The following is a 19,780-nucleotide window of genomic DNA, read 5'->3' on the forward strand; positions in this document are numbered from 1 at the left end:
GCGATGAATATAGATCAATATATAAAACTGTGGAATCAAGCTTCGATCCACGTGTTGGATGTTCAGCATCACTTCATTCCATACGAACAGTATGTGTCACCTTATCCTTTACCTGAAAATGGATTTCTATATACAGTGCGTGGACATGCGCTTATTCATGTCGATCATACCGCTTATCCTACAGAGCGATTTCATATGATACATAGCGGTAAAGGAAGTATTCTTCAGATTGAAGTCTTGGATGAATTATTAGAATACTATCTGGTGCTATACCGACCACAATGGTTGCTTTCCAATTCTAATGTCTATGCGTTAACAGATCATCATTATGTATTAGACACTTCCTATGCACTCAAACCACATCATCCCGTGATCGTACACAATAAAATCAAACAATTACAGCAAGCATGGACACATATCCATCCATTACAAGAATTTCAAGTACGATCATCCTTTATGCAAATGTTGTACGACATATTGGAACAATTGCAGACAGATCAAGCTCAGAACACAACAACCGACCTTGTGACTCAAGCGATTCGTTATATTCATGAGCATTACGAACTTCCGCTAACGATCGATTCACTTGCAGCTACATTAGAATGCAGTCCACGTCATCTAGCTCGATTGTTTCGTAACAGTGATATTGGGCAGAGTCCGTCTGATTATCTGATTCGTTTTCGTATACAAAAAGCCAGTGAACTGCTTATTCATACAGAGCTAACGTTGCAAGATATTGCGATGAATGTAGGTTATCAAGATGGATATTATTTCAGTCGTATGTTCAAAAAGTATAAAGGATTATCGCCTATTCGTTATCGTCAAGAACGTCGTCAACAGCTATGGAGTCCCAATATGACATCCACGATGTCCGATTTCTCTATTGTTGGCTCAGATGTACACCGCTATAGTGATAATGATTCTCAAAATCACACTTTAAGCGGAGGTACTTTTATGATGCATAATCCAATCAGACGTTCAGCAGTGTTAATGCTGCTTCTTAGCTTCACATTATTGTTAGGGGCTTGTTCTACACCTACATCTTCAACGACTCCGATAAGTGAAGGCAATTCAAATAAGCAAAGTGCAAGTGGAGACAATGCTACTCAAGGATCTACACGTACGATCACTCATGATCTAGGCAGTACTGAAGTGCCTGCTGAGCCAAAGCGTATTATTGTGTTAGAGCAAGGATTCACTCAGACGGTTGCTGAATTGGATGTCAAACCTGTCGGTGTAGCTGATGATGATAAGCCTGAACGTTTTCCACAAGATACACTGGCTTATATAGAAGGATATACATCCGTTGGAGCACGTTCAGAACCCAATCTAGAAGTGATGCGTACACTCAAGCCAGATTTGATTATTGCGGATACGAGTCGCCATAGCAATGTATATGAAGAATTATCAGCTATTGCGCCTACGATAGTTTTCAAAAATGATACTGCTAATTATGAAGATATTATGGCTTCTACACGAGCGATCGGTGAAGCGTTAGGCAAGTCGGAAGAAACAACAGCTATGCTGGACAACCATCAACAACAATTGGCCAAGCTAAAGCAATCGATTAATAGTAATCAATCCGTGCTGATTATTGCGGCTGATGAAGAAGCAAGCCAATCGTTTCAAGTACGCACAGATCAAGCATTCCATTCATCATTCCTGCAAGCGGTAGGGCTAAATTACGCATTAAGTGATACAGAAGAAGTCAGTCAACTGATGACGACAGAGCAATTGTTAGCGATAGATCCAGATCAACTGCTGATCTTAATTAATGAAGACGATCCGTCTGTATTAGCAGGGCAAAAAGATAATCTACTCTGGAATCAACTAAAAGCCGTACAAACAGGCAAAGCGCATGAAGTTGAATTGGCTAAATGGTCGAGACAACGCAGTATTCCGGCACTTACTCATATCATGAGTGAAGCGACTACTTACTTTCAATGATCCCAAAATGGCTCTTAGCCGTAACTAGCCTAGCGATCTTGCTGATTCTATTTGTCAGCTCGCTTATGATAGGTTCGTCTTGGATATCGTTAGCCACCGTCATCGATTATCTTTTGCACTATTCCACTACAGTGAAAGAACATATTATTTTGCATATTTTGCGGATGCCGCGAGCGATAGCGATGATGCTGATTGGCGCTAATCTCAGTATTGCAGGCTGTATTATGCAAGCTTTGACCCGTAATCCGTTAGCTTCTCCAAGTATATTTGGAATCAATGCAGGCGCTTCTTTTATGATCGTACTATGTACTATTATTTTGCCAACAGTAAATGGATTGGTTCTTGCCGGAGCAGGATTTGCCGGTGGTCTTATCACAGTATTGATTGTGCTGATAATGAGTCTAGCGATTCGTGGGGGCAAAGTAGAAGTACGTATGGCATTAATCGGTGTAGTGATTCAAGCGCTGCTATCCTCTTTTACACAGGGATTATTGATCTTTAATGAAGAATCGGCTAGCAAAATCATATTCTGGCTCGCTGGATCAGCAGCAGGAGTCAAATGGGATGAAATCCAATTACTGCTTCTATTTAGCATCATCGGATTTGTTATGGCTGTCAGTCTTAGTCGATCCTTATCCTTAATAAACTTAGGTGAAGATATTGCGCGTGGACTCGGTCAGAAAATCTGGACAGTGCGCATTGTAGGCAGTGTGATCGTTATTGTGCTTGCAGGGATATCCGTTTCTATTGTTGGGCCGATCGGTTTTGTAGGGTTAATCGTACCGCATATGACACGCTATCTGGTAGGAACCGATTACCGTCTTGTGATTCCTTTTGCCGGAGTATTCGGAGCAATATTGTTAACACTAGCAGATATCGGTTCACGCTTTGTGAATTTTCCAGCAGAGACACCTGTAGGGATTATAACAGCTCTTATCGGTGCACCTTATTTTGTCTATTTAGCTAGACGGCAGAGCAGGAGTTCATCATGAATAATCTTATCGGTCAAAAGCGTAATCTAATCATCATCTTGATTCTTAGTGCACTAACCTGCTTGTTGATGATGATCAGTATTCAAGTTGGAGCAGTACGTATCAGCTGGTTAGAGATCGGCAAAGCATTTATCCAGCGTGGAGATGCTGATCTTACCTATATTATTCTTCATTATCGATTGCCTCGAATTATACTGGCGATATTAGTAGGAAGTGGGCTTGCGGTGTCGGGTCTGGTGGCGCAACAAATCTTGCGTAATCCTTTGGCAGCACCGGATACATTAGGGATTTCCGCAGGAGCTGCACTAGGAGCAGTCTCTACAGTACTACTTTTACCTGTAGAGATGCAGAGTACATGGCTTACATCATTGACTGCTTTTGTCGGCGGAGCGATCGGAGCCTCTTGTGTATATGGGTTATCGTACCGCAATGGAGTCGATCCTATTCGACTGGCATTAGTCGGCATAGCGGTAAGCGCTTGTGGAAGCACATTAGTCCAGTTACTTATCATCCAATCATCTACGAATACCAATACCGTTCTGCTCTGGTTAAATGGTTCGCTCTGGGGACGTCATTGGGAGCAGGTTATGCAATTAGCACCGATTATTATCATTGTTGTGCCTATCATCTGGCTTTTAGCCAAATCGTTAGATATTTTTGGACTGAGCGAAGAATCTTCTAAAGGGCTAGGATTACGTATCGAGTGGATGCGGGCGATTTTGCTTCTCATGACTGTTATATTAGCTAGCGGTTCAGTAGCTGTTGTGGGAATGGTCGGTTTTGTAGGTCTGGTGAGTCCGCATATTGCTCGGCGCTTAGTATCTGGTGGGCATCGGTATTCTGTTCCTGTAGCGGCATTGGTAGGGGCTATCATGATGTTACTGGCAGATGTGATTGGACGGATACTGGCTCCACCTTTAGAATTTCCGGTAGGATTGGTAACGTCTGTGATTGGAGCACCTTATTTTCTATTTCTATTATGGCGTGAATATAAAAGTAAAAACCGTGCAGGTTAATGCTTGATCTGCATGGTTTTTTGCTGTTTATTTACAGGTGGAGAGATAGTAGCAGGAAGATATAGATGTTGATTATAAAGACTGTTTGATCGATAAAGAAGACTTTTTCAATTGTGATTCTGCTTGTTGAATAGCGGTATGCATAGCTTCATAAGGATGATCGATCATATGACCGTGTCCTACAGCAAGTAGACTAGGTTGTAAAGCTAACAATCGTTTAGCGCTTTGTAAAGAAAGCTCTTTGCTCCATGTAGCTAATGCAGGGAACGGGAAGAACAATCGTACAGAACCAGCGACAGCAACACCGCCTCTTGTCTGAAAAGAATCTCCAGCAATAAGCGACCGATCTCTAGTATCAAGCAGCGCTATAGAGCCAGGTGTGTGACCGGGAGTAGCAATCACTTGCAAAGAGCCGATCAGATCACCTTCATGAAGCAAAACAGAAGGACGAGTTTGTAGTTTTTTGGGAACACTCCCTTTAATTTTGGTCTGCGGTTCATGCGAGTCTAACGTCATATCACCGATCATCAAGCGTGCATCTCGCTCCGAAACGTATACAGGAACATCTGGATAACGTTGATGTAATGTATCTAACGATCCTACATGATCATCATGAATATGGGTCAAAATAATAGCACCTAATGGCTTACCAATCCGAGCAATCGCTTGTTGAATCCCTTTGTAACTATTAGGTAATCCTGCATCAATTAACGTCAGACTGGATTCTTCTTCGACTATATAACAATTTACCGGAAAAACACCGGGTAAAAAAATAAGTTGATGTAATTTATTTTTACTAACTATTTTCATATTAATCACCTCTTAATTACACTATAAACTAATAATATTAGTTTAATCAATAACTATATTCATTATTTTAAATAAATATATATCTTCTTTAGCTTAAAAGTTGTTTTTTTCTACTCATGAGTACACGATAATTTAGACATAACCATAAAAAAATACACCATTCTAAAGATAGATTGGTGTACACAAAGGTACCGAATCTCAATAGAAATGGTGTATGTATAGATTTATGATTGTTATTGCGAAGTATGCAAACCTTGTAAAAAGGTATCAATAATCAGTTCAAAGCTTTGATTCACATCTACCTTCAGACCAAATCCACCTGTTCTTTCTAAAGAACTGAATCCATGAAGAACACTGCGTAGTCCACGTATCGCATGAATAAGAGCATCGTCATTTAGATCAAACCCTGCGAGCACTTGAGTAAATAACTCTAACACTTGATTCTTCATTGTATCCAATTCTTCATCATCCGTATCAGAAAGATAAAGCGTCGCTTCATATAGTCCGGGATGAGCACGGGTAAATTCAAGATAAGCACGCGACATCTCACGAATCGCTTTATCTTCCGATCTGCCTACAGTAGCGTGCATCAGTACATTTTTGAGCTGATCCAATCCAGTTAATGCCATTTCACGACGTAATCCTGGTAGTCCATTCACATGATTATAAAGAGAAGGCGAACGAATACCTAGCTTTTTAGCTAATACGGTTAGTGTCACTTCATGTAGCCCGTGTTCATCTGCTAAGACTGTGGCTGCTTTTACAATAGATTGGAGATTAAGACCGGCACGAGGTGGCAATGTATAAACCTCCTTCAACTATAACTATACTTATTCGTCATTAATGAATAGGATTCGTTTATCAGCTATACATATTCATCAATTCTTCGTTATTGTAATTTATAATCATAGAATTAGCAAAATAGAACATTAATCTACTCATCTTATCTACTAGAGATCAGCGATGTTATTTGCGCATAAAAATAAATTTCTGTCCAACTACTCCAATCACAAATAACAGTAAACTCACCCACGGTACAATCGTAATCACAGGCATCACTTGACGTAAAAAGATACCTACACCAAAAATCAAAATCAAAATTACCAAGTACGTCAAAATAGCGCGAGCATTGATTTGCATACCGGGTTTGGTAGTGTCACTTTTTTCAACAGGTTGATCGGTAAATCGAGTTAGCATTTCGACTAAAGCAATCGAACCGACAGCGACAATAATCAGTGTGGCTACATTAATCTGCCCGACAATTCCTGAATCGCTAATACTGATTCGAAATAGACCCATGAGTGCTTGAATAAGAAAAACCCATGTGAGCGCTATCCAAGGAATCATCAAGTAATACATCGGCTTGCTCAATTGACGCTTTTCGGGTAAATTACGAATTAACATATTGCCATATTCCATCGAATCTTTAGCAAATAACTGTTTGGCGGTTTTTCCTTTTTTCTGTGCATCTAATAAATGATGACCCATTTCTAAAAGTAATTCTTCACCAGCTTCACGATCAATACGTGCATCCCGTACATGGACAATCACATCATCATAGTAATCTAAATTTTCGGGTTTTAACTGATCTCGTACAACATTAATATCTTTAACCATCTGGCGTATTGTGCTCATTATTTATTCCTCCATTCTCATTGTTCGAATCTATTATTTTGCCATACTTTCCTTGCGTTGACAATGATCTAGCGTTAATGATAATATGATTTCAAGATTAAAGCTCATTAAACTGATCGGAATTGTTTATTTAAAAGGAGGAATCATCATGGAACGCAATATCGTCATTCGACATCACGACTTGGATCTGACAGCTAGTATTCATTATCCAGAACAGGAACCGCAATTAGCCGGACGGGGCAAAAGCCGTACACCGCTGATTGTGATCTGCCATGGTTTTGTAGGCAGCCGCATTGGAGTGGATCGCCTATTTGTTAGTACAGCCCGTGAATTGGCGGCTGACGGTTATATGGTGGTTCGTTTTGATTATGCAGGTTGCGGTGAAAGCAGCGGCGAATATGGCAATGAAGGTTTAGAATCAATGGTTGCTCAGACTCGTACTGTACTTGATTATGCGATGACTTGCAGTGATATTGATCCGATACGGGTCACTTTAATTGGACATAGCTTGGGCGGAGCTGTAGCGATTCTGACATCGGTACGCGATCAACGTGTCAAAAGTCTGGTGCTCTGGTCAGCAGTAGGGCATCCATTTAACGATATCGTCAAATTAACAGGACGTGACAAATACGATCAAGCAGTGATCGAAGGCAAAGCCGATCATCTAGGGTATTCATTTACGCCGATATACTTTGATTCACTTGGCAATTATCAACCGTTTCAAGAAGCCAAGCAGTTTAATGGCGATGTGCTCGTTATTCATGGAACAGGCGACGATGTGATCCCTGTCGATTATGCCTTTTTATATCAAAAAGTATTCTGGACACGTTCAGAAGGACGCTGTGATAAAGAGATCATTTTTCAAGCAGATCATACGTATTCTAACGGCACACACCGACGTGAATTGCTGGACAAAACCCGTCAATGGCTTACAGGACGTGAAGTGGCTCAGACCGATTGGCAACACTGGATGATATAAGCGTTTGGCAATATAAACACTTATATCGTAAGATATTTTGCTATCGCAAAAATCATGTTCGATTGGACTAGAAGAAGTAGCGCTTATACTGCCAAGCGCTTGTATAGTAAGATATTAACCAATTTCTCACTCTTTACCAGATCATTCACCAGTGGTATGGTAAGAAAGAACAATTGAATAGTTACTGATTTCACTAGGGGAGCCTGTTGGCTGAGACGAAAATGGATTTTCGGACCCTTGGAACCTGATCTGGATTATACTAGCGGAGGGAAGTGGAGGCTAAATTTTCACTCAAGTTATGTCTACCTGAATGAATGTTTGACCCATTTGTCTCTTTAGAGATGGATGGGTCTTTATTGCGTTCAGCCCTTATAAGATAAAGCCTAACCTTTTCTACATATAATCCAAATAGAATAGGGTAATCGCAAAATATCTATTTATTACAGGAGGCTAATTAAATGAGCTTTTTAGCAAAAGTACAAGCACAAAATCCACTTGTTCATAATATTACGAATATGGTCGTGACTAATTTTACAGCCAATGGATTGCTGGCTTTGGGCGCTTCTCCTTTTATGGCATATGCCCATGAAGAAGTAAAAGATGTGGCTGCAATGGCAAGTGCTGTGGTGCTCAATATCGGTACGCTTGATCCTTATACAGTCGAAGCTATTCTCCAAGCAGGACGCTCAGCCAATCAAGCAGGTGTACCTGTTGTATTTGATCCGGTAGGCGCAGGAGCGACACCTTATCGTACCCAGTCAGCGATACAGATTACTGAGCATGTCCAGATTGATGTGTTACGTGGCAATGTGGCTGAAGTCGCTAATGTCATCGGCGAACAATGGCATATCAAAGGCGTAGATGCAGGAGCAGGCGAAGGAAATATGGTCGAGATTGCTGAACAAGCGGCTCGCCAATTGAAATGTATCGTAGCAATCACAGGCGAAAAAGATGTGGTCACTGATGGCAATACCACCTATACCATTGCAAATAGTCACAGCATCTTAACACGGGTCACAGGCGGAGGTTGCCTGCTCAGTGCTGTTGTGGGTGCATTTATCGCAGTGGCTGATCCTACAGAGGCACAAGAACGCTTAAACGCTGTAGTTGAAGCACTAGCGTTTTACGGCATCGCAGCAGAGATTGCTTACCAACAGACCGCAGGACAAGGTACAGGTAGCTTTCAGATCGAATTTATCAATCAACTCTCTCTAGTCACACCCGATATCGTATCCACCCATTCAAAAATCGCAAAAGTCTAGCGCTTGGCAAGATAAGCGCGACATCTTCTAATTAAATAAAATGTGATTTTTGTGTAACAAAATATCTTACGATTAGCGCTTGGCAAGATAAGCGCGACATCTTCTAATCAAATCTATCCAAAGGAGTGAAAAAAATGAGCGTATATCAAGCTTTAACGATTGCTGGTTCAGATAGTGGAGGAGGCGCAGGGATTCAAGCCGATCTCAAAACATTTCAAGAACTCGGAGTTTATGGTATGTCTGTTCTTACTGCTGTCACGGCTCAAAATACAAAAGGGGTACAAGGAGTCTATCCGGTAGAAATTGAAGGTATTATTCAGCAATTGGATTCGATTGGTACAGATCTACAACCGCATGCTGTCAAAACAGGGATGTTATTTAGCGCTGAGATTATTCGTCATGTCGCTCAAAAAGTAAAACAGTACCAGTGGCAACATCTAGTGATTGATCCAGTGATGGTAGCCAAAGGCGGCTCTGTGCTTTTGCAACAAGAAGCATTACAAGCGCTCGTCTCGGATCTGATCCCGTTAGCAGAGATCATCACTCCGAATTTACCAGAAGCAGAGCTACTCACAGGGATATCGATCACCAACATGCAACAGCGTGAACAAGCCGCCACACAGTTAATTGATATGGGTGCAACGTATGTAGTGATTAAAGGTGGACATGATGCATTGACTTCAACCGTTGTGGATTTGTTGTATGATGGACAACATTTTGAATATTTTGAAAGCAAGCGTATTGATACAATGCATACGCATGGGACAGGCTGTACTTTTTCAGCGGCATTAACGGCAACATTAGCTCAAGGTAAATCGATCCATGAAGCTGTAGATACCGCCAAGCAATTTATTCAAGCCGCGATTGAAGATGGACTGGGAATTGGTTCCGATCATGGGCCTACTAATCATTTTGCGTATCAACAAAGGAGCCGGGTCTATAATGTCTAAGCCAGATCAACACCAATTGCGCCAGTATTTACGCCTTTATCTAGTGATGGGTAGTGTCAATTGTACACAAGCACCAGAAGAAGTATTAACATCTGCCATCGCAGGAGGGATTACTCTTTTTCAATTCCGTGAAAAAGGAGTCGGTGCACTCACAGGGCAAGCGTACTATCAACTGGCTGAATCTCTTCAACAGATCTGTAGAGAGCATAAGATTCCGTTTATAGTGAATGATGATATTGAATTAGCGATTGCACTAGACGCCGATGGGATTCATGTAGGGCAAGAAGATATACCTGCCGATCAGATTCGTGCACGTCTTGGACAAAATAAGATGATTGGCGTATCTGCTCATTCGGTCGATGAAGCTAGACAAGCTATTCAAGATGGAGCTGATTACTTAGGCATAGGACCAATCTATCCAACCACTTCCAAAGCTGATGCCGAAGCCGTACAAGGAACACGTACGATTACAGCTCTTAAGAACCATCAGATACATATTCCATTAGTAGGTATTGGCGGTATTCATGCAGATAATGCAGAGCCGATCTTAACCGCAGGAGCCGATGGAATAGCAGTGATATCTGCCATTGCAGGACAAAACAATGTCGAGCAAGCTACGGAGCGATTGAATACACTCACCAAGCACTTTCTGGTAAACAGAGAGCAATAATATACCGTTTCAAGTAGAGTCAAATAGAACGTATCCAAAATAAAGTACAAAAAAGTCATTCTGTATACCGTAGCTTAAAGTACGGTGTAGCGAATGACTTTTCAAGTGGATTTCTATTTTTTTTATCTATTGTACAGTAGGTTTTTTCTGTTCTCCTTGTGATGATCTGTATGTTACTGCGAATAACATCGATCATTCTATAGAAGCCAATTGATTTGGTTATTTATATCGTTAAGCGATTTTATGCTGATTAGGCAAGGTATCTTGTTGTTTGTTACGACGGTTGAAGAAGCGAGTGCGTAAGTAAGGAACGATCCAGCGATCTAGACCAATTTTACCAGCATTTGCACCGGCAACGATAATGAAGATTTCAGCAAGTAACAAGTAAGGGTTGGTGCTTACAGTGCCCGAGAACAAGAATGCGAAGTTCATTACCATTCCCATTAGTGCTGCAAGTGTAGTACATGCACCTAAGATTAATCCAAGTCCGACAAGGAATTCACCGATAGGAACAAGAACATTGAATAGTGCTACATTTGGTAAAGCGAAATGTTGTAAAAATGCCCCCCAGCCTGCTTGTACACTTGGATGTTCTCCGCCTGTATTGGCGATAGCACCTGTTAAGAATCCAGTAGCATCGAATCCGCCACCACTTAATTTTTCCCATCCACCAGCGATCCATTTAAAACCGATATATACCCGTAGTATAGTTAATAACCACATTGCCACACTGTTTTCTCTTAGCCATCTGTTCATGATTGCCACTCCCCTGAATAATGTTTTATTTTTGTAAGTCTGTGCTAACTTGTTGAGTTGGTGATGATCATCTCTTCCATGTCTTTATTTTAAATCACAACTAAATTTTAAAATGTGATAAAAATCACAATCTTAGATAAATTTTTAATATTTTATTATTGAACTGTTAAAATATGGTATATATAAATGAAGTAGATGTTTGGATGATGGTATTCGTTAATTACTTCATATGTATTCTATATAGAAGAAGCTTATGTTTTAATAAGAAGTAGACCGTGGTTTACATCTTCTGTTTGTACATAAACAGCTAGCCGATTTTTAATTCATTTGAAGTTCATATGTGTGTTCTATAGTAGGAATGTATCCTACTATGCAGATGACAACGATCTGCTACATTGCATAATGATGCTAATCACTGAGGGGGATACTATTGTAATGAATCAATCTGGATTATGGAAAGTAAGCAAATGGACGATTCCACTTGTACTCACTGCTAGTCTGATCGGTTGCGGGTCTGCTGAAGTGGCTACACCTGCACCACAGCAACAACCTGAACCTGCCAAAGTAACTGAACCGATCGCACCAGAAAAGCCAGCAGAAGTAGCCTATACCGCTCCACTTACCGGATTACCTTTAAAGCAACCTTCTCTAGCGAGACCGATTGCGGTCATGATTAACAATGCACCTGCGGCACGTCCACAATCAGGATTAGCACAAGCAGATATGGTCTATGAAGTGCTAGCCGAAGGAGGAATCACTCGTCTGATCGCTGTATATCAGAGTTATCATGGGGATGTGACGATCGGCCCTGTGCGGAGTATTCGTCCGTATTTGATCGGCATCGGGGAAAGTGTAGGCGCATTGCTTGTTCATGCCGGAGGTAGCCCGGAAGCGTACAGTATATTGCAACAAGGAAAGAAAGAGCATTTAGATGAGATCACCAATGCAAGTGCTCCATTCTGGCGAGATTCCAGTCGTAAAGCGCCTCATAATTTATATACGAATGAAGAGAAATTACGTAAAGGTGCACTTCAAAAAAATTACAAACAAGAGATCACGATTCCAACCTATTCTTTTCTACCCTCTACAACTGCTAAATCTTCAACAAGTACAACAACCGATTCACTAAATACAGAACATTCTTCACTTCCAGCCGACACTAATTCACTCAAAGTAGATACCGTTTCTGCCGATAATAAAGATAGTATTAGTGCTAATGATTCAAGCTCAACATCCTCTGCCACAACAGCAACCAAAGCGTCATTGATCGAACTTCAATTTTTGCTAGAAAGTTATAAAGTCGGGTATAAATATAATTCCACCACTGGACTTTACACACGTAGTATGAATAATGAACCGCATATTGATCTGAATAGTGGAAAGCCTTTAACTGCTTCGAATGTTATGGTGTTGGGCGGAGATTACAAAGTATTAGACGATATTGGCAGATTAAGCTTAAATCTTAATGCCGGTGGAGAAGCAATCTTATTTCAACAAGGTCAGCAGATCAAAGGTCAGTGGAGCAAGAAAAGTGGAGATGTGATTCGCTTTATCAGTAATGGTCAAGAAGTGCCTTTTGTACCCGGTGTGACGTATTACAATATTGTTCCTAACAGCCCATCATTCGAAAATCATTTGACAATAGATGGTAAAAAGTTGAACGAAAATGGATGAAAAAGGTAAAAAATGCTGTAATGATCGAATTAAAGTCGATTTTTGTATGATTTTTGTATGATAAATGTAAACAGAATCTTTACAAACCTATGTACAGATTGATAAGATAACAAAGGTTGTTATGAAATCATTTTGTTTTCATAATTCTAATTTACGACATTTTTCGGCAAAATTTCGAAAAGGGGTTATAGAAATGCGTGTTAAGAAAAAGGATATCTTTTTTCAAACGCTGGAGAACATGGCAGATGCAATTGTGCAAGCTGCAGATTACTTTGCGGAACAAGTACCTAACTTGAAGGATATTCCAGAGTTTACGAAGCAAATGAAGATTTACGAGAATCAATGTGATGATTACACGCACACCATTATTACCGAACTGAACAAAACATTTATCACACCCATTGAGCGTGATGATATTATGGATTTGACGACAACGATGGATGATGTATTAGACGGTCTAGAAGCATGTGCTTCTCGTTTTGATATGTATCATATGACTGAGCCAGATAATTATATTGTTCAATTTGCTGAAATTTTGCGTGAATCTGCTTATGAAATTCAAAAAGCTATTCATTTGTTGTCTCATAAAAAGCTGTTGGCTATTCGTGAACATACGATTCGTCTGAACGATCTGGAAAACCAGGGTGATGATGTATTACGTAACTGTATCAAAGATTTGTTTGCCACAGTGAAAGACCCGATTGAACTAATTAAGAAAAAAGAAATATATGAGCGTTTGGAAACAACGACTGATGCTTGCGAAGATGTAGCGAATAGACTCGAATCTATTATTATGCGCAATTCCTAAGATTGCTTACAAGATAAGCATATGATCCATTTTGCTGAGTATAGATGGATGTAATATGCAGAGATGCAATAATCTGTAACAGATAACTAAGGAGGTAGGATTGCGCAGATTCTCTTGATTGGAGTGCAAGAGATCCATCTGGGCGATGAATGATATGGTAGAAACCTCAATATGGATACTGGCTATCGTCGTGTTTTTGGCTTTGGCGTTCGATTTTATCAATGGATTCCATGATACAGCAAATGCTATTGCTACATCGGTTTCTACTCGAGCGTTACCGCCACGTACAGCGATTCTGATGGCGGCAGTAATGAACTTTCTGGGAGCGATCACGTTCACAGGCGTAGCCAAAACGATCGGCGGTAGTGTTGCTGATCCGGCGACTTTGGATAACGGTATAGAAATCGTTATTGCAACACTAATAGCTGCAATTATCTGGAACTTAGCAACATGGTGGTTCGGTATTCCTTCTTCTTCTTCACATGCTTTGATCGGTGCCCTAGCAGGAGCTGTATTTGTTGGAGCAGGTTCAAGTTCTGTGAACTGGAGTGGGTTTATCAAAATTGTTGAAGGATTAATCTTGTCACCGTTGATTGCTTTTGCAATCGGTTATATCGTCATGACGATTCTGAAATGGATTTTTGCTAAACGTAGCCCGCATAGTGTCAATAAAGGGTTCCGCACAATGCAAATTTTGACAGCAGCGATTCAATCATTTACACATGGTACGAATGATGCGCAAAAAGCGATGGGTATTATTACATTTGCTCTAGTCGCAGCTGGTGTTCAGGATAATCTAGATGTACCGCTTTGGGTTAAAATCTCAGCAGCAACAGCGATGGCACTGGGAACATCTGTGGGTGGTTGGAAAATCATCAAAACAATGGGAACCAAAATTTTCAAAATCGAGCCTATTAACGGTTTTGCAGCTGATATCTCAGCCGCATCGGTTATTTTTACAGCAACACTGACTCACTTGCCTGTAAGTACAACGCATGCGATTACATCAGCTATTCTAGGTGTAGGTTCTGCCAAGCGCTTCCGTGAAGTGAAATGGGGACTTGCTGGACGGATCGTGATTGCATGGATCGTTACGATTCCAATTGCAGCGATCTTATCTGGACTTATTTTCAAAGTACTATTCGATTTGTTCTAAAATAAAATCGGATCATTATAGATCACTACCGCCGTTTCTTGCGAACGGCGGTTTTTTGTGCGATTCTAAGTGGAACAGAGATGCTTATGAAAATAACGACAGACGCTAATCCGTCTATATTTGATATAAAGGAAGTGAACTCGCTTCATGATTCGCATTCTTGGCGTGACGCAAGAACATGAGATTATTCAGGATATTCAATTAGAAGAGATAGAGTCGGGTAACTACTTATGGTATTGGGTCGATTTCAATCAGCCAACCGCTGAAGAATCCAAGAAGTTAAGTACCTTTTTTCATTTTCATCCATTAGCGGTAGAAGATTGTCTGCATGTGCTTCAACGCCCCAAGATCGATTATTATGGCGAGGTGCAGTTTCTAGTTCTTCATGCGATGCATCCAGAGACATTACTGGTCGAAGAAGTCGATTTATTTGTCAGCGATAAATTTTTGGTTTCCTTTCATCATGGGGAACTGCGAGAGATTGAGACGGCATGGCAACGTATTATTAGCTATGGTCAACAGGGAACCCGTCCCACTTGGGCAAATGGACCAATAGCCGCTGCTTATATCATTACTGACAAAATTGTAGATGAATATTTCCCTTGTGTGTACGAGATTGAAGATGAATTGAATGAACTTGAAAATACAGGGCCAGATGAGCCGGTGGATGATCTGTTAGCGCAAGTATTTGTACTGCGTTCTCGTCTACTGAAACTACGGAGAACGATTATTCCAATGCGTGACTTGATGTACCGGGTTATTAACTCACAACATATTCAGAAGGTCGATCAGCATCATTCATACTTTGGCGATATCTATGATCATTTACTGAAGTTGTCGGATATGATTGAGTCGAATCGTGAAATGACTTCAGATCTGCGGGATAGTTATATTTCGCTTAATTCCAATCGAATGAATACGATTATGAAAACATTGACGGTGATCACAACTATTTTTATGCCGTTAACGTTGATCGCAGGTATCTACGGCATGAATTTTGAAAATATGCCAGAACTGAAATGGAAGTATGGCTATTTTGGCGTGCTATTGCTGATGTTTGCTTTGGGAGCAGGGATGATGACTGCTTTTACAAGACGTGGATGGTTTAAATAATTGTTCTGCTCAAACAAAATCTGGTACTCTGTAATGCTGTACATCGTTAATGCTTGAAAAAATACCCAGTAATATATACAATGTAGGTACAGTAACCGTAGTAGGGGATGATCACATCGTGCAACTTAAAAAACTTGATGATAAAAGTGTTGATCAATTATTCGAAGCGATTTTGACACTAAAAAATTTAGAAGAATGTTACGTCTTTTTTGACGATCTATGCACTGTGAATGAGATTCAGTCTTTATCACAGCGTCTTGAAGTGGCTCGTATGTTAGGCAAAGGTTCAACCTATAACCAGATTGAAGCAGAAACGGGTGCAAGTACAGCTACCATTTCCCGTGTAAAACGTTGCCTTAATTATGGTAATGATGGTTATAAAATGACATTGGAACGTCTAGGGAGGTAATCTCTATGAAGCCCGGTGTATTAATAATTAGTCATGGCTCGCCGGAACCATCTTGGATGGAGCAGATCGATGAAGCAGTATCTCATATCCATCTGCCAAGCGATCTACCTGTCAATGCAGTCTTCCTGGACAATGTTCCGGGAAGATTTATTCAGGATGGAATCAATGAACTGGAAGCGCAAGGAGTTACAGATCTATTAGTCGTTCCGCTATTTGTGTCCTCTGGTAGTACACATATGGACGAAATCGCTTATGCTTTGGGTGTCAAAGAAACGCCTGATCGCGAGACCGATCTGGAACCTTTTACGATTGAAGCGAAAGTTCACTTTGGTTATCCAGCCGATGATGATGAAGATATCGCTCGTATGGTCTGGGATCAAGTGAAAGATTTATCGGTTGCCCCTGAGAATGAAGTGGTGTTGGTTGTGGGTCACGGCAGTATTCATGACGGATTCAGACAACGCTGGGAGAAAGGGATCTCTTCTCTAGCTCAGCGAGTAGGACAGGTGAGTGAAGTGGCACATACCGATTATGCACTGCTCAATCCAGATAGTCTGCGTGCCAAAACAGAAGAATGGACAGCACGCGGCTACAAAGTGCTGATTGCTCCTCTATTTCTAAGTAAAGGGATATTCCTGAATCAAGTGATTCCCGGGCGTGTAGAAGGGTTAAGCTATGAATATGCAGGTACAGCATTATTGCCACATCCACTGTTATCTCATTGGATGGAGCGTCAGATTCAGTCACTGTTGAACCAACTGATGACAACATAATTCATATTAGGTGGCATGATGGAATGAAAAAAGCGAGACTGATATATAATCCTTCTTCAGGTCGGGAAGAAATGAAGCGCCGATTGCCGGATATTTTGGATCGGTTAGACAAAGGTGGAATCGAAGCCAGTTGTCATGCGACAACAGGTGAAGGCGATGCAACCCTGTCTGCTTCCAAAGCGATCGAAGATGGATATGATCTGATTATTGCTGCTGGTGGCGATGGCACGATTTACGAAGTGATTAATGGTATGGCAGAATATGATAACCCACCACCATTGGGCGTATTTCCACTGGGGACAACCAACGATCTGTCACGTGCATTAGGCGTGCCCAAGAATTGGGAAGACTATTGTGATCTGGTGATTCGTCAAAATGCGAGACCGATCGATGTAGGTCGCTTTAATGATCGGTATTTTATCAATATAGCAGGTGGAGGATCACTGACTGAGCTGACATACGAAGTACCCAGTCGACTCAAAACGATGATCGGACAGATGGCGTATTATATGAAAGGCATCGAGAAAGTCGTCAACTTAACGCCTACCGAGCTGAAGATTACAGCGAACGGTCAAGAACCACTGCATGAGGAGTTTATGATTTTCCTTGTTGCGAATACCAATTCAGTAGGTGGTTTTGAAAAGCTGGCTCCTGGAGCACGAATAGACGATGGACTATTAGATTTTATCGGTGTCAAAAAGTGCAATATTGCTGAATTTATCCGCCTCATCTCTATTGCAGCTCGTGGTGAGCATCTTAACGATCCGAAGATTATTTATTTCCAGACCGATCGCTTAGAGATTGAAGCGCCTAGCAATAATGTACAAATTAATCTAGACGGTGAACTCGGTGGATCATTACCGGGGATTTTTGAGATTTTGCCACAGAAATTGCAAGTGTTCTCGGATCTCAAGTAGATCGATAGTGATAGATTGTAAGATATATAGTTGAAAAAGTTACTCTAAAGATGTTGTTCTAAAAGTTGTTGTATTATTCCATATTTTCATTAGCGTGCAGTATGCCTGATGTCAGTAAGGGATGGTTATACCACATTTAGAACAATGTCTTTTTGATATGTGTAATAATATATGGAAAAGATAACGATAGTTATTGTAAGTATAGGTATTTTTCTATACAATCTTTAGAGGAATTGTTCTTCGGAATGTCCATTCATAGTGGACAATGTGTTTGTGAAGTGAGATGTTGGATAGACCTGAATAATTAATGAAATGCAGTCATGTGTATAAAGAAATGGAGCCAAATGAGATGAGTAAAGACCGCAGAGGCGGCAGAAAATATAGCAATAATCGGCAACAACCGAGTCAAGCGACAGCCCTTGCGCTAGCGAACTTACCCGTTGCCAAAAATGACGAGTTGGAATTAGACATTATCGGTATGAATCACGATGGAGAAGGCGTAGGTCGAGCAGAAGGATATACACTGTTTGTTCAAGGCGCTTTACCCGGTGAGAAGATTCAAGCCAAAGTACTCAAAACGAAAAAACAATACGGTTATGCCAAAATGACCGCTATCCTAGAATCCAGTCCAGATCGCGTAGAAGCCCCTTGCCCGATCTACAATCAATGTGGTGGCTGTCAGGTACAACATATGAGTTATGACGCTCAATTGGAATGGAAACGTCAGCATGTGATAGATAATTTACAACGGATCGGTAAGCTGAATGTAGGAGTAGATCAACAAGCAACAACAGGTATTAAGGTACTCCCAACATTAGGTATGGCTGAGCCTTGGCGTTATCGGAACAAAGCACAGGTTCCAATCAGTGAAATCAATGGTCAATTGGTTGCTGGCTTCTACGCGCGTGGCAGTCACCGTATTATCGATATGGATACCTGTCTTATTCAAGATACCCGCAACGATGAATTGATTGCTAAAGTAAAACAAATCGGCAAAGAGCTAGGTGTATCTGCATATAATGAAGAGTCAGGTACAGGTCTATTGCGTCATGTGGTCGTCAAAGTCGGCTTCCGTACCGGTGAGATGATGGTTGTCCTCGTCACCAACGGAGAACGCCTACCACGTCCAAGTGAATGGATTGATCGTATTCGTCTCGAAATGCCACAAGTGGTCAGTATTTGCCAGAATGTAAATACCAAGACGACGAATGTCATCTTCGGCGATACCACCAAAGTACTATGGGGACGCGAAGTGATCCACGATTATATCGGTGATGTGAAGTTTGCGATATCTGCACGTTCTTTTTATCAAGTGAATCCGTTGCAGACAGATGTGTTATACAGTAAGACGGTGGAATATGCTGGACTGACTGGGGAAGAAACGGTTATTGATGCGTACTGCGGAATAGGAACGATTTCACTATTTTTGGCACAACATGCGAAGCAAGTGTATGGCGTGGAGATTGTGAAAGAAGCGATCGAAGATGCACGTTCTAATGCGGTATTGAATGGGATGACGAATGTAGAATTTGAAGTCGGTGCATCGGAAGATGTTATTCCACGTTGGAAAGACAATGGGATTACACCAGATGTGATCGTCGTCGATCCACCGAGAAAAGGATGCGATCCGAGGTTGTTGGAGACGATTCTAGCAATGCAACCGGAGCGTGTGGTGTATGTGTCTTGTAATCCAGCGACACTAGCGAGAGACTTGCGTGTGTTGGAAGATGGCGGGTATGTGACGGTGGAAGTCCAGCCAGTGGACATGTTCCCGCATACGGTGCATGTGGAGAGTGTGGCGGTGTTGGTACAGCAGGGTTTGAAGTAAGAGAATACGTGAGTTGGGGACGCGACTTTGCTTGCGTCTTTTTATATTAATTAAAGATATATTGCGAAAATAGTAAAAAGAGAAA

Annotated in this window: 19 protein-coding genes and 1 riboswitch; of the genes, 15 read left to right on the forward strand and 4 right to left on the reverse strand. The window is 41.1% G+C overall.

All coding sequences use genetic code 11. From position 1 onward, the window contains the following. Nucleotides 1-3: 3 nt before the first annotated feature. From PO903_RS09065 to PO903_RS09075, 3 genes are read left to right on the forward strand one after another with little or no spacing between them, the layout of a single operon-like run. Nucleotides 4-1,947, forward strand: a complete 1,944-nt coding sequence (locus PO903_RS09065; protein ID WP_273593200.1) for an ABC transporter substrate-binding protein — start codon at nucleotides 4-6, stop codon at nucleotides 1,945-1,947. Then, a complete protein-coding gene (locus PO903_RS09070; RefSeq protein WP_273593201.1) occupies nucleotides 1,944-2,939 on the forward strand; it encodes a FecCD family ABC transporter permease in 996 nt (331 codons plus the stop codon). Before PO903_RS09065 ends, PO903_RS09070 begins: the two co-directional genes overlap by 4 nt. Continuing rightward, nucleotides 2,936-3,955, forward strand: coding sequence for a FecCD family ABC transporter permease (locus tag PO903_RS09075; protein ID WP_273593202.1), 1,020 nt, complete (start codon nucleotides 2,936-2,938; stop codon nucleotides 3,953-3,955). The genes PO903_RS09070 and PO903_RS09075 overlap by 4 nt, the downstream gene beginning before the upstream one ends. A gap of 72 nt (nucleotides 3,956-4,027) precedes the next feature. Here the strand turns inward: PO903_RS09075 and PO903_RS09080 are convergent, their stop codons facing one another. From PO903_RS09080 to PO903_RS09090, 3 genes are all read right to left on the reverse strand, one after another. Further along, complete coding sequence (locus tag PO903_RS09080) at nucleotides 4,028-4,765, reverse strand: MBL fold metallo-hydrolase (RefSeq protein ID WP_273593203.1); 738 nt, start codon at nucleotides 4,763-4,765, stop codon at nucleotides 4,028-4,030. A 233-nt stretch (nucleotides 4,766-4,998) separates the two neighbouring features. Then, on the reverse strand, nucleotides 4,999-5,565 hold the full coding sequence (locus PO903_RS09085) for a TetR/AcrR family transcriptional regulator (RefSeq protein WP_273593204.1): 567 nt from the start codon (nucleotides 5,563-5,565) through the stop codon (nucleotides 4,999-5,001). 166 nt (nucleotides 5,566-5,731) lie between these two features. Next, nucleotides 5,732-6,400: a DUF1129 family protein gene (locus PO903_RS09090; protein WP_069327496.1), complete on the reverse strand. Its 669-nt coding sequence runs from the start codon at nucleotides 6,398-6,400 to the stop codon at nucleotides 5,732-5,734. A 148-nt stretch (nucleotides 6,401-6,548) separates the two neighbouring features. Between PO903_RS09090 and PO903_RS09095 the strand changes: the two genes are divergently transcribed. The 4 genes from PO903_RS09095 (at nucleotide 6,549) to thiE (ending at nucleotide 10,261) form a co-directional block, all read left to right on the forward strand. Next, the gene (locus PO903_RS09095) at nucleotides 6,549-7,379 is read left to right on the forward strand and encodes an alpha/beta hydrolase (protein ID WP_273593205.1); all 831 of its coding nucleotides are present in this window, start codon (nucleotides 6,549-6,551) and stop codon (nucleotides 7,377-7,379) included. Between the two features lie 185 nt (nucleotides 7,380-7,564). After that, a riboswitch (TPP riboswitch) is annotated at nucleotides 7,565-7,667 on the forward strand. 170 nt (nucleotides 7,668-7,837) lie between these two features. Next, complete coding sequence (thiM, locus tag PO903_RS09100) at nucleotides 7,838-8,641, forward strand: hydroxyethylthiazole kinase (RefSeq protein ID WP_273593206.1); 804 nt, start codon at nucleotides 7,838-7,840, stop codon at nucleotides 8,639-8,641. A gap of 134 nt (nucleotides 8,642-8,775) precedes the next feature. Then, nucleotides 8,776-9,591 (forward strand): bifunctional hydroxymethylpyrimidine kinase/phosphomethylpyrimidine kinase, encoded by an 816-nt coding sequence (gene thiD, locus PO903_RS09105; protein ID WP_273593207.1) that lies wholly within the window; start codon nucleotides 8,776-8,778, stop codon nucleotides 9,589-9,591. After that, complete coding sequence (gene thiE / locus PO903_RS09110; RefSeq protein WP_273593208.1) at nucleotides 9,584-10,261, forward strand: thiamine phosphate synthase; 678 nt, start codon at nucleotides 9,584-9,586, stop codon at nucleotides 10,259-10,261. The genes thiD and thiE overlap by 8 nt, the downstream gene beginning before the upstream one ends. 231 nt (nucleotides 10,262-10,492) lie before the next feature. Here thiE and PO903_RS09115 read toward each other — a convergent pair whose 3' ends face one another. Next, nucleotides 10,493-11,020, reverse strand: coding sequence for a DoxX family protein (locus PO903_RS09115; protein WP_069327542.1), 528 nt, complete (start codon nucleotides 11,018-11,020; stop codon nucleotides 10,493-10,495). Between the two features lie 432 nt (nucleotides 11,021-11,452). Here PO903_RS09115 and PO903_RS09120 point away from each other — a divergent pair, with 432 nt between their 5' ends. From PO903_RS09120 to rlmD, 8 genes are all read left to right on the forward strand, one after another. Further along, entirely contained in the window at nucleotides 11,453-12,691 is a 1,239-nt protein-coding gene (locus tag PO903_RS09120; protein WP_273593209.1) for a DUF3048 domain-containing protein, read from the forward strand. Nucleotides 12,692-12,884: 193 nt separating this feature from the next. Continuing rightward, nucleotides 12,885-13,499, forward strand: a complete 615-nt coding sequence (locus tag PO903_RS09125) for a DUF47 domain-containing protein (RefSeq protein ID WP_069327490.1) — start codon at nucleotides 12,885-12,887, stop codon at nucleotides 13,497-13,499. 154 nt (nucleotides 13,500-13,653) lie between these two features. Further along, nucleotides 13,654-14,655 carry an inorganic phosphate transporter gene (locus tag PO903_RS09130; RefSeq protein ID WP_069327541.1) on the forward strand — a complete coding sequence of 334 codons (1,002 nt, stop codon included), beginning with the start codon at nucleotides 13,654-13,656 and terminating at the stop codon, nucleotides 14,653-14,655. 147 nt (nucleotides 14,656-14,802) lie between these two features. Continuing rightward, nucleotides 14,803-15,768: a magnesium/cobalt transporter CorA gene (gene corA, locus PO903_RS09135; RefSeq protein WP_069327489.1), complete on the forward strand. Its 966-nt coding sequence runs from the start codon at nucleotides 14,803-14,805 to the stop codon at nucleotides 15,766-15,768. 118 nt (nucleotides 15,769-15,886) lie between these two features. After that, nucleotides 15,887-16,177: a YerC/YecD family TrpR-related protein gene (locus PO903_RS09140; protein ID WP_069327488.1), complete on the forward strand. Its 291-nt coding sequence runs from the start codon at nucleotides 15,887-15,889 to the stop codon at nucleotides 16,175-16,177. Nucleotides 16,178-16,182: 5 nt separating this feature from the next. After that, nucleotides 16,183-16,950, forward strand: coding sequence for a sirohydrochlorin chelatase (locus PO903_RS09145; protein ID WP_137225420.1), 768 nt, complete (start codon nucleotides 16,183-16,185; stop codon nucleotides 16,948-16,950). A gap of 23 nt (nucleotides 16,951-16,973) precedes the next feature. Then, on the forward strand, nucleotides 16,974-17,867 hold the full coding sequence (locus PO903_RS09150) for a diacylglycerol kinase (RefSeq protein WP_069327486.1): 894 nt from the start codon (nucleotides 16,974-16,976) through the stop codon (nucleotides 17,865-17,867). Between the two features lie 349 nt (nucleotides 17,868-18,216). After that, nucleotides 18,217-19,695 (forward strand): 23S rRNA (uracil(1939)-C(5))-methyltransferase RlmD, encoded by a 1,479-nt coding sequence (rlmD, locus tag PO903_RS09155; protein ID WP_273593210.1) that lies wholly within the window; start codon nucleotides 18,217-18,219, stop codon nucleotides 19,693-19,695. Nucleotides 19,696-19,780 lie beyond the last annotated feature (85 nt).

This window comes from Paenibacillus sp. PK4536 (assembly GCF_028594455.2).
Lineage (GTDB): Bacteria > Bacillota > Bacilli > Paenibacillales > Paenibacillaceae > Saccharibacillus > Saccharibacillus nuruki.

Excerpts from the sequence above, each read along its gene's own strand:
- thiD (WP_273593207.1), top strand. The coding sequence starts at position 8,776 with ATGAGCGTATATCAAGCTTTAACGATTGCTGGTTCAGATAGTGGAGGA.
- PO903_RS09095 (WP_273593205.1), top strand. The coding sequence starts at position 6,549 with ATGGAACGCAATATCGTCATTCGACATCACGACTTGGATCTGACAGCT.
- PO903_RS09080 (WP_273593203.1), bottom strand. The coding sequence starts at position 4,765 with ATGAAAATAGTTAGTAAAAATAAATTACATCAACTTATTTTTTTACCC.
- corA (WP_069327489.1), top strand. The coding sequence starts at position 14,803 with ATGATTCGCATTCTTGGCGTGACGCAAGAACATGAGATTATTCAGGAT.
- thiE (WP_273593208.1), top strand. The coding sequence starts at position 9,584 with ATGTCTAAGCCAGATCAACACCAATTGCGCCAGTATTTACGCCTTTAT.
- rlmD (WP_273593210.1), top strand. The coding sequence starts at position 18,217 with ATGAGTAAAGACCGCAGAGGCGGCAGAAAATATAGCAATAATCGGCAA.
- PO903_RS09130 (WP_069327541.1), top strand. The coding sequence starts at position 13,654 with ATGGTAGAAACCTCAATATGGATACTGGCTATCGTCGTGTTTTTGGCT.
- PO903_RS09070 (WP_273593201.1), top strand. The coding sequence starts at position 1,944 with ATGATCCCAAAATGGCTCTTAGCCGTAACTAGCCTAGCGATCTTGCTG.
- PO903_RS09145 (WP_137225420.1), top strand. The coding sequence starts at position 16,183 with ATGAAGCCCGGTGTATTAATAATTAGTCATGGCTCGCCGGAACCATCT.
- PO903_RS09075 (WP_273593202.1), top strand. The coding sequence starts at position 2,936 with ATGAATAATCTTATCGGTCAAAAGCGTAATCTAATCATCATCTTGATT.
- PO903_RS09120 (WP_273593209.1), top strand. The coding sequence starts at position 11,453 with ATGAATCAATCTGGATTATGGAAAGTAAGCAAATGGACGATTCCACTT.
- thiM (WP_273593206.1), top strand. The coding sequence starts at position 7,838 with ATGAGCTTTTTAGCAAAAGTACAAGCACAAAATCCACTTGTTCATAAT.
- PO903_RS09125 (WP_069327490.1), top strand. The coding sequence starts at position 12,885 with ATGCGTGTTAAGAAAAAGGATATCTTTTTTCAAACGCTGGAGAACATG.
- PO903_RS09150 (WP_069327486.1), top strand. The coding sequence starts at position 16,974 with ATGAAAAAAGCGAGACTGATATATAATCCTTCTTCAGGTCGGGAAGAA.
- PO903_RS09090 (WP_069327496.1), bottom strand. The coding sequence starts at position 6,400 with ATGAGCACAATACGCCAGATGGTTAAAGATATTAATGTTGTACGAGAT.
- PO903_RS09065 (WP_273593200.1), top strand. The coding sequence starts at position 4 with ATGAATATAGATCAATATATAAAACTGTGGAATCAAGCTTCGATCCAC.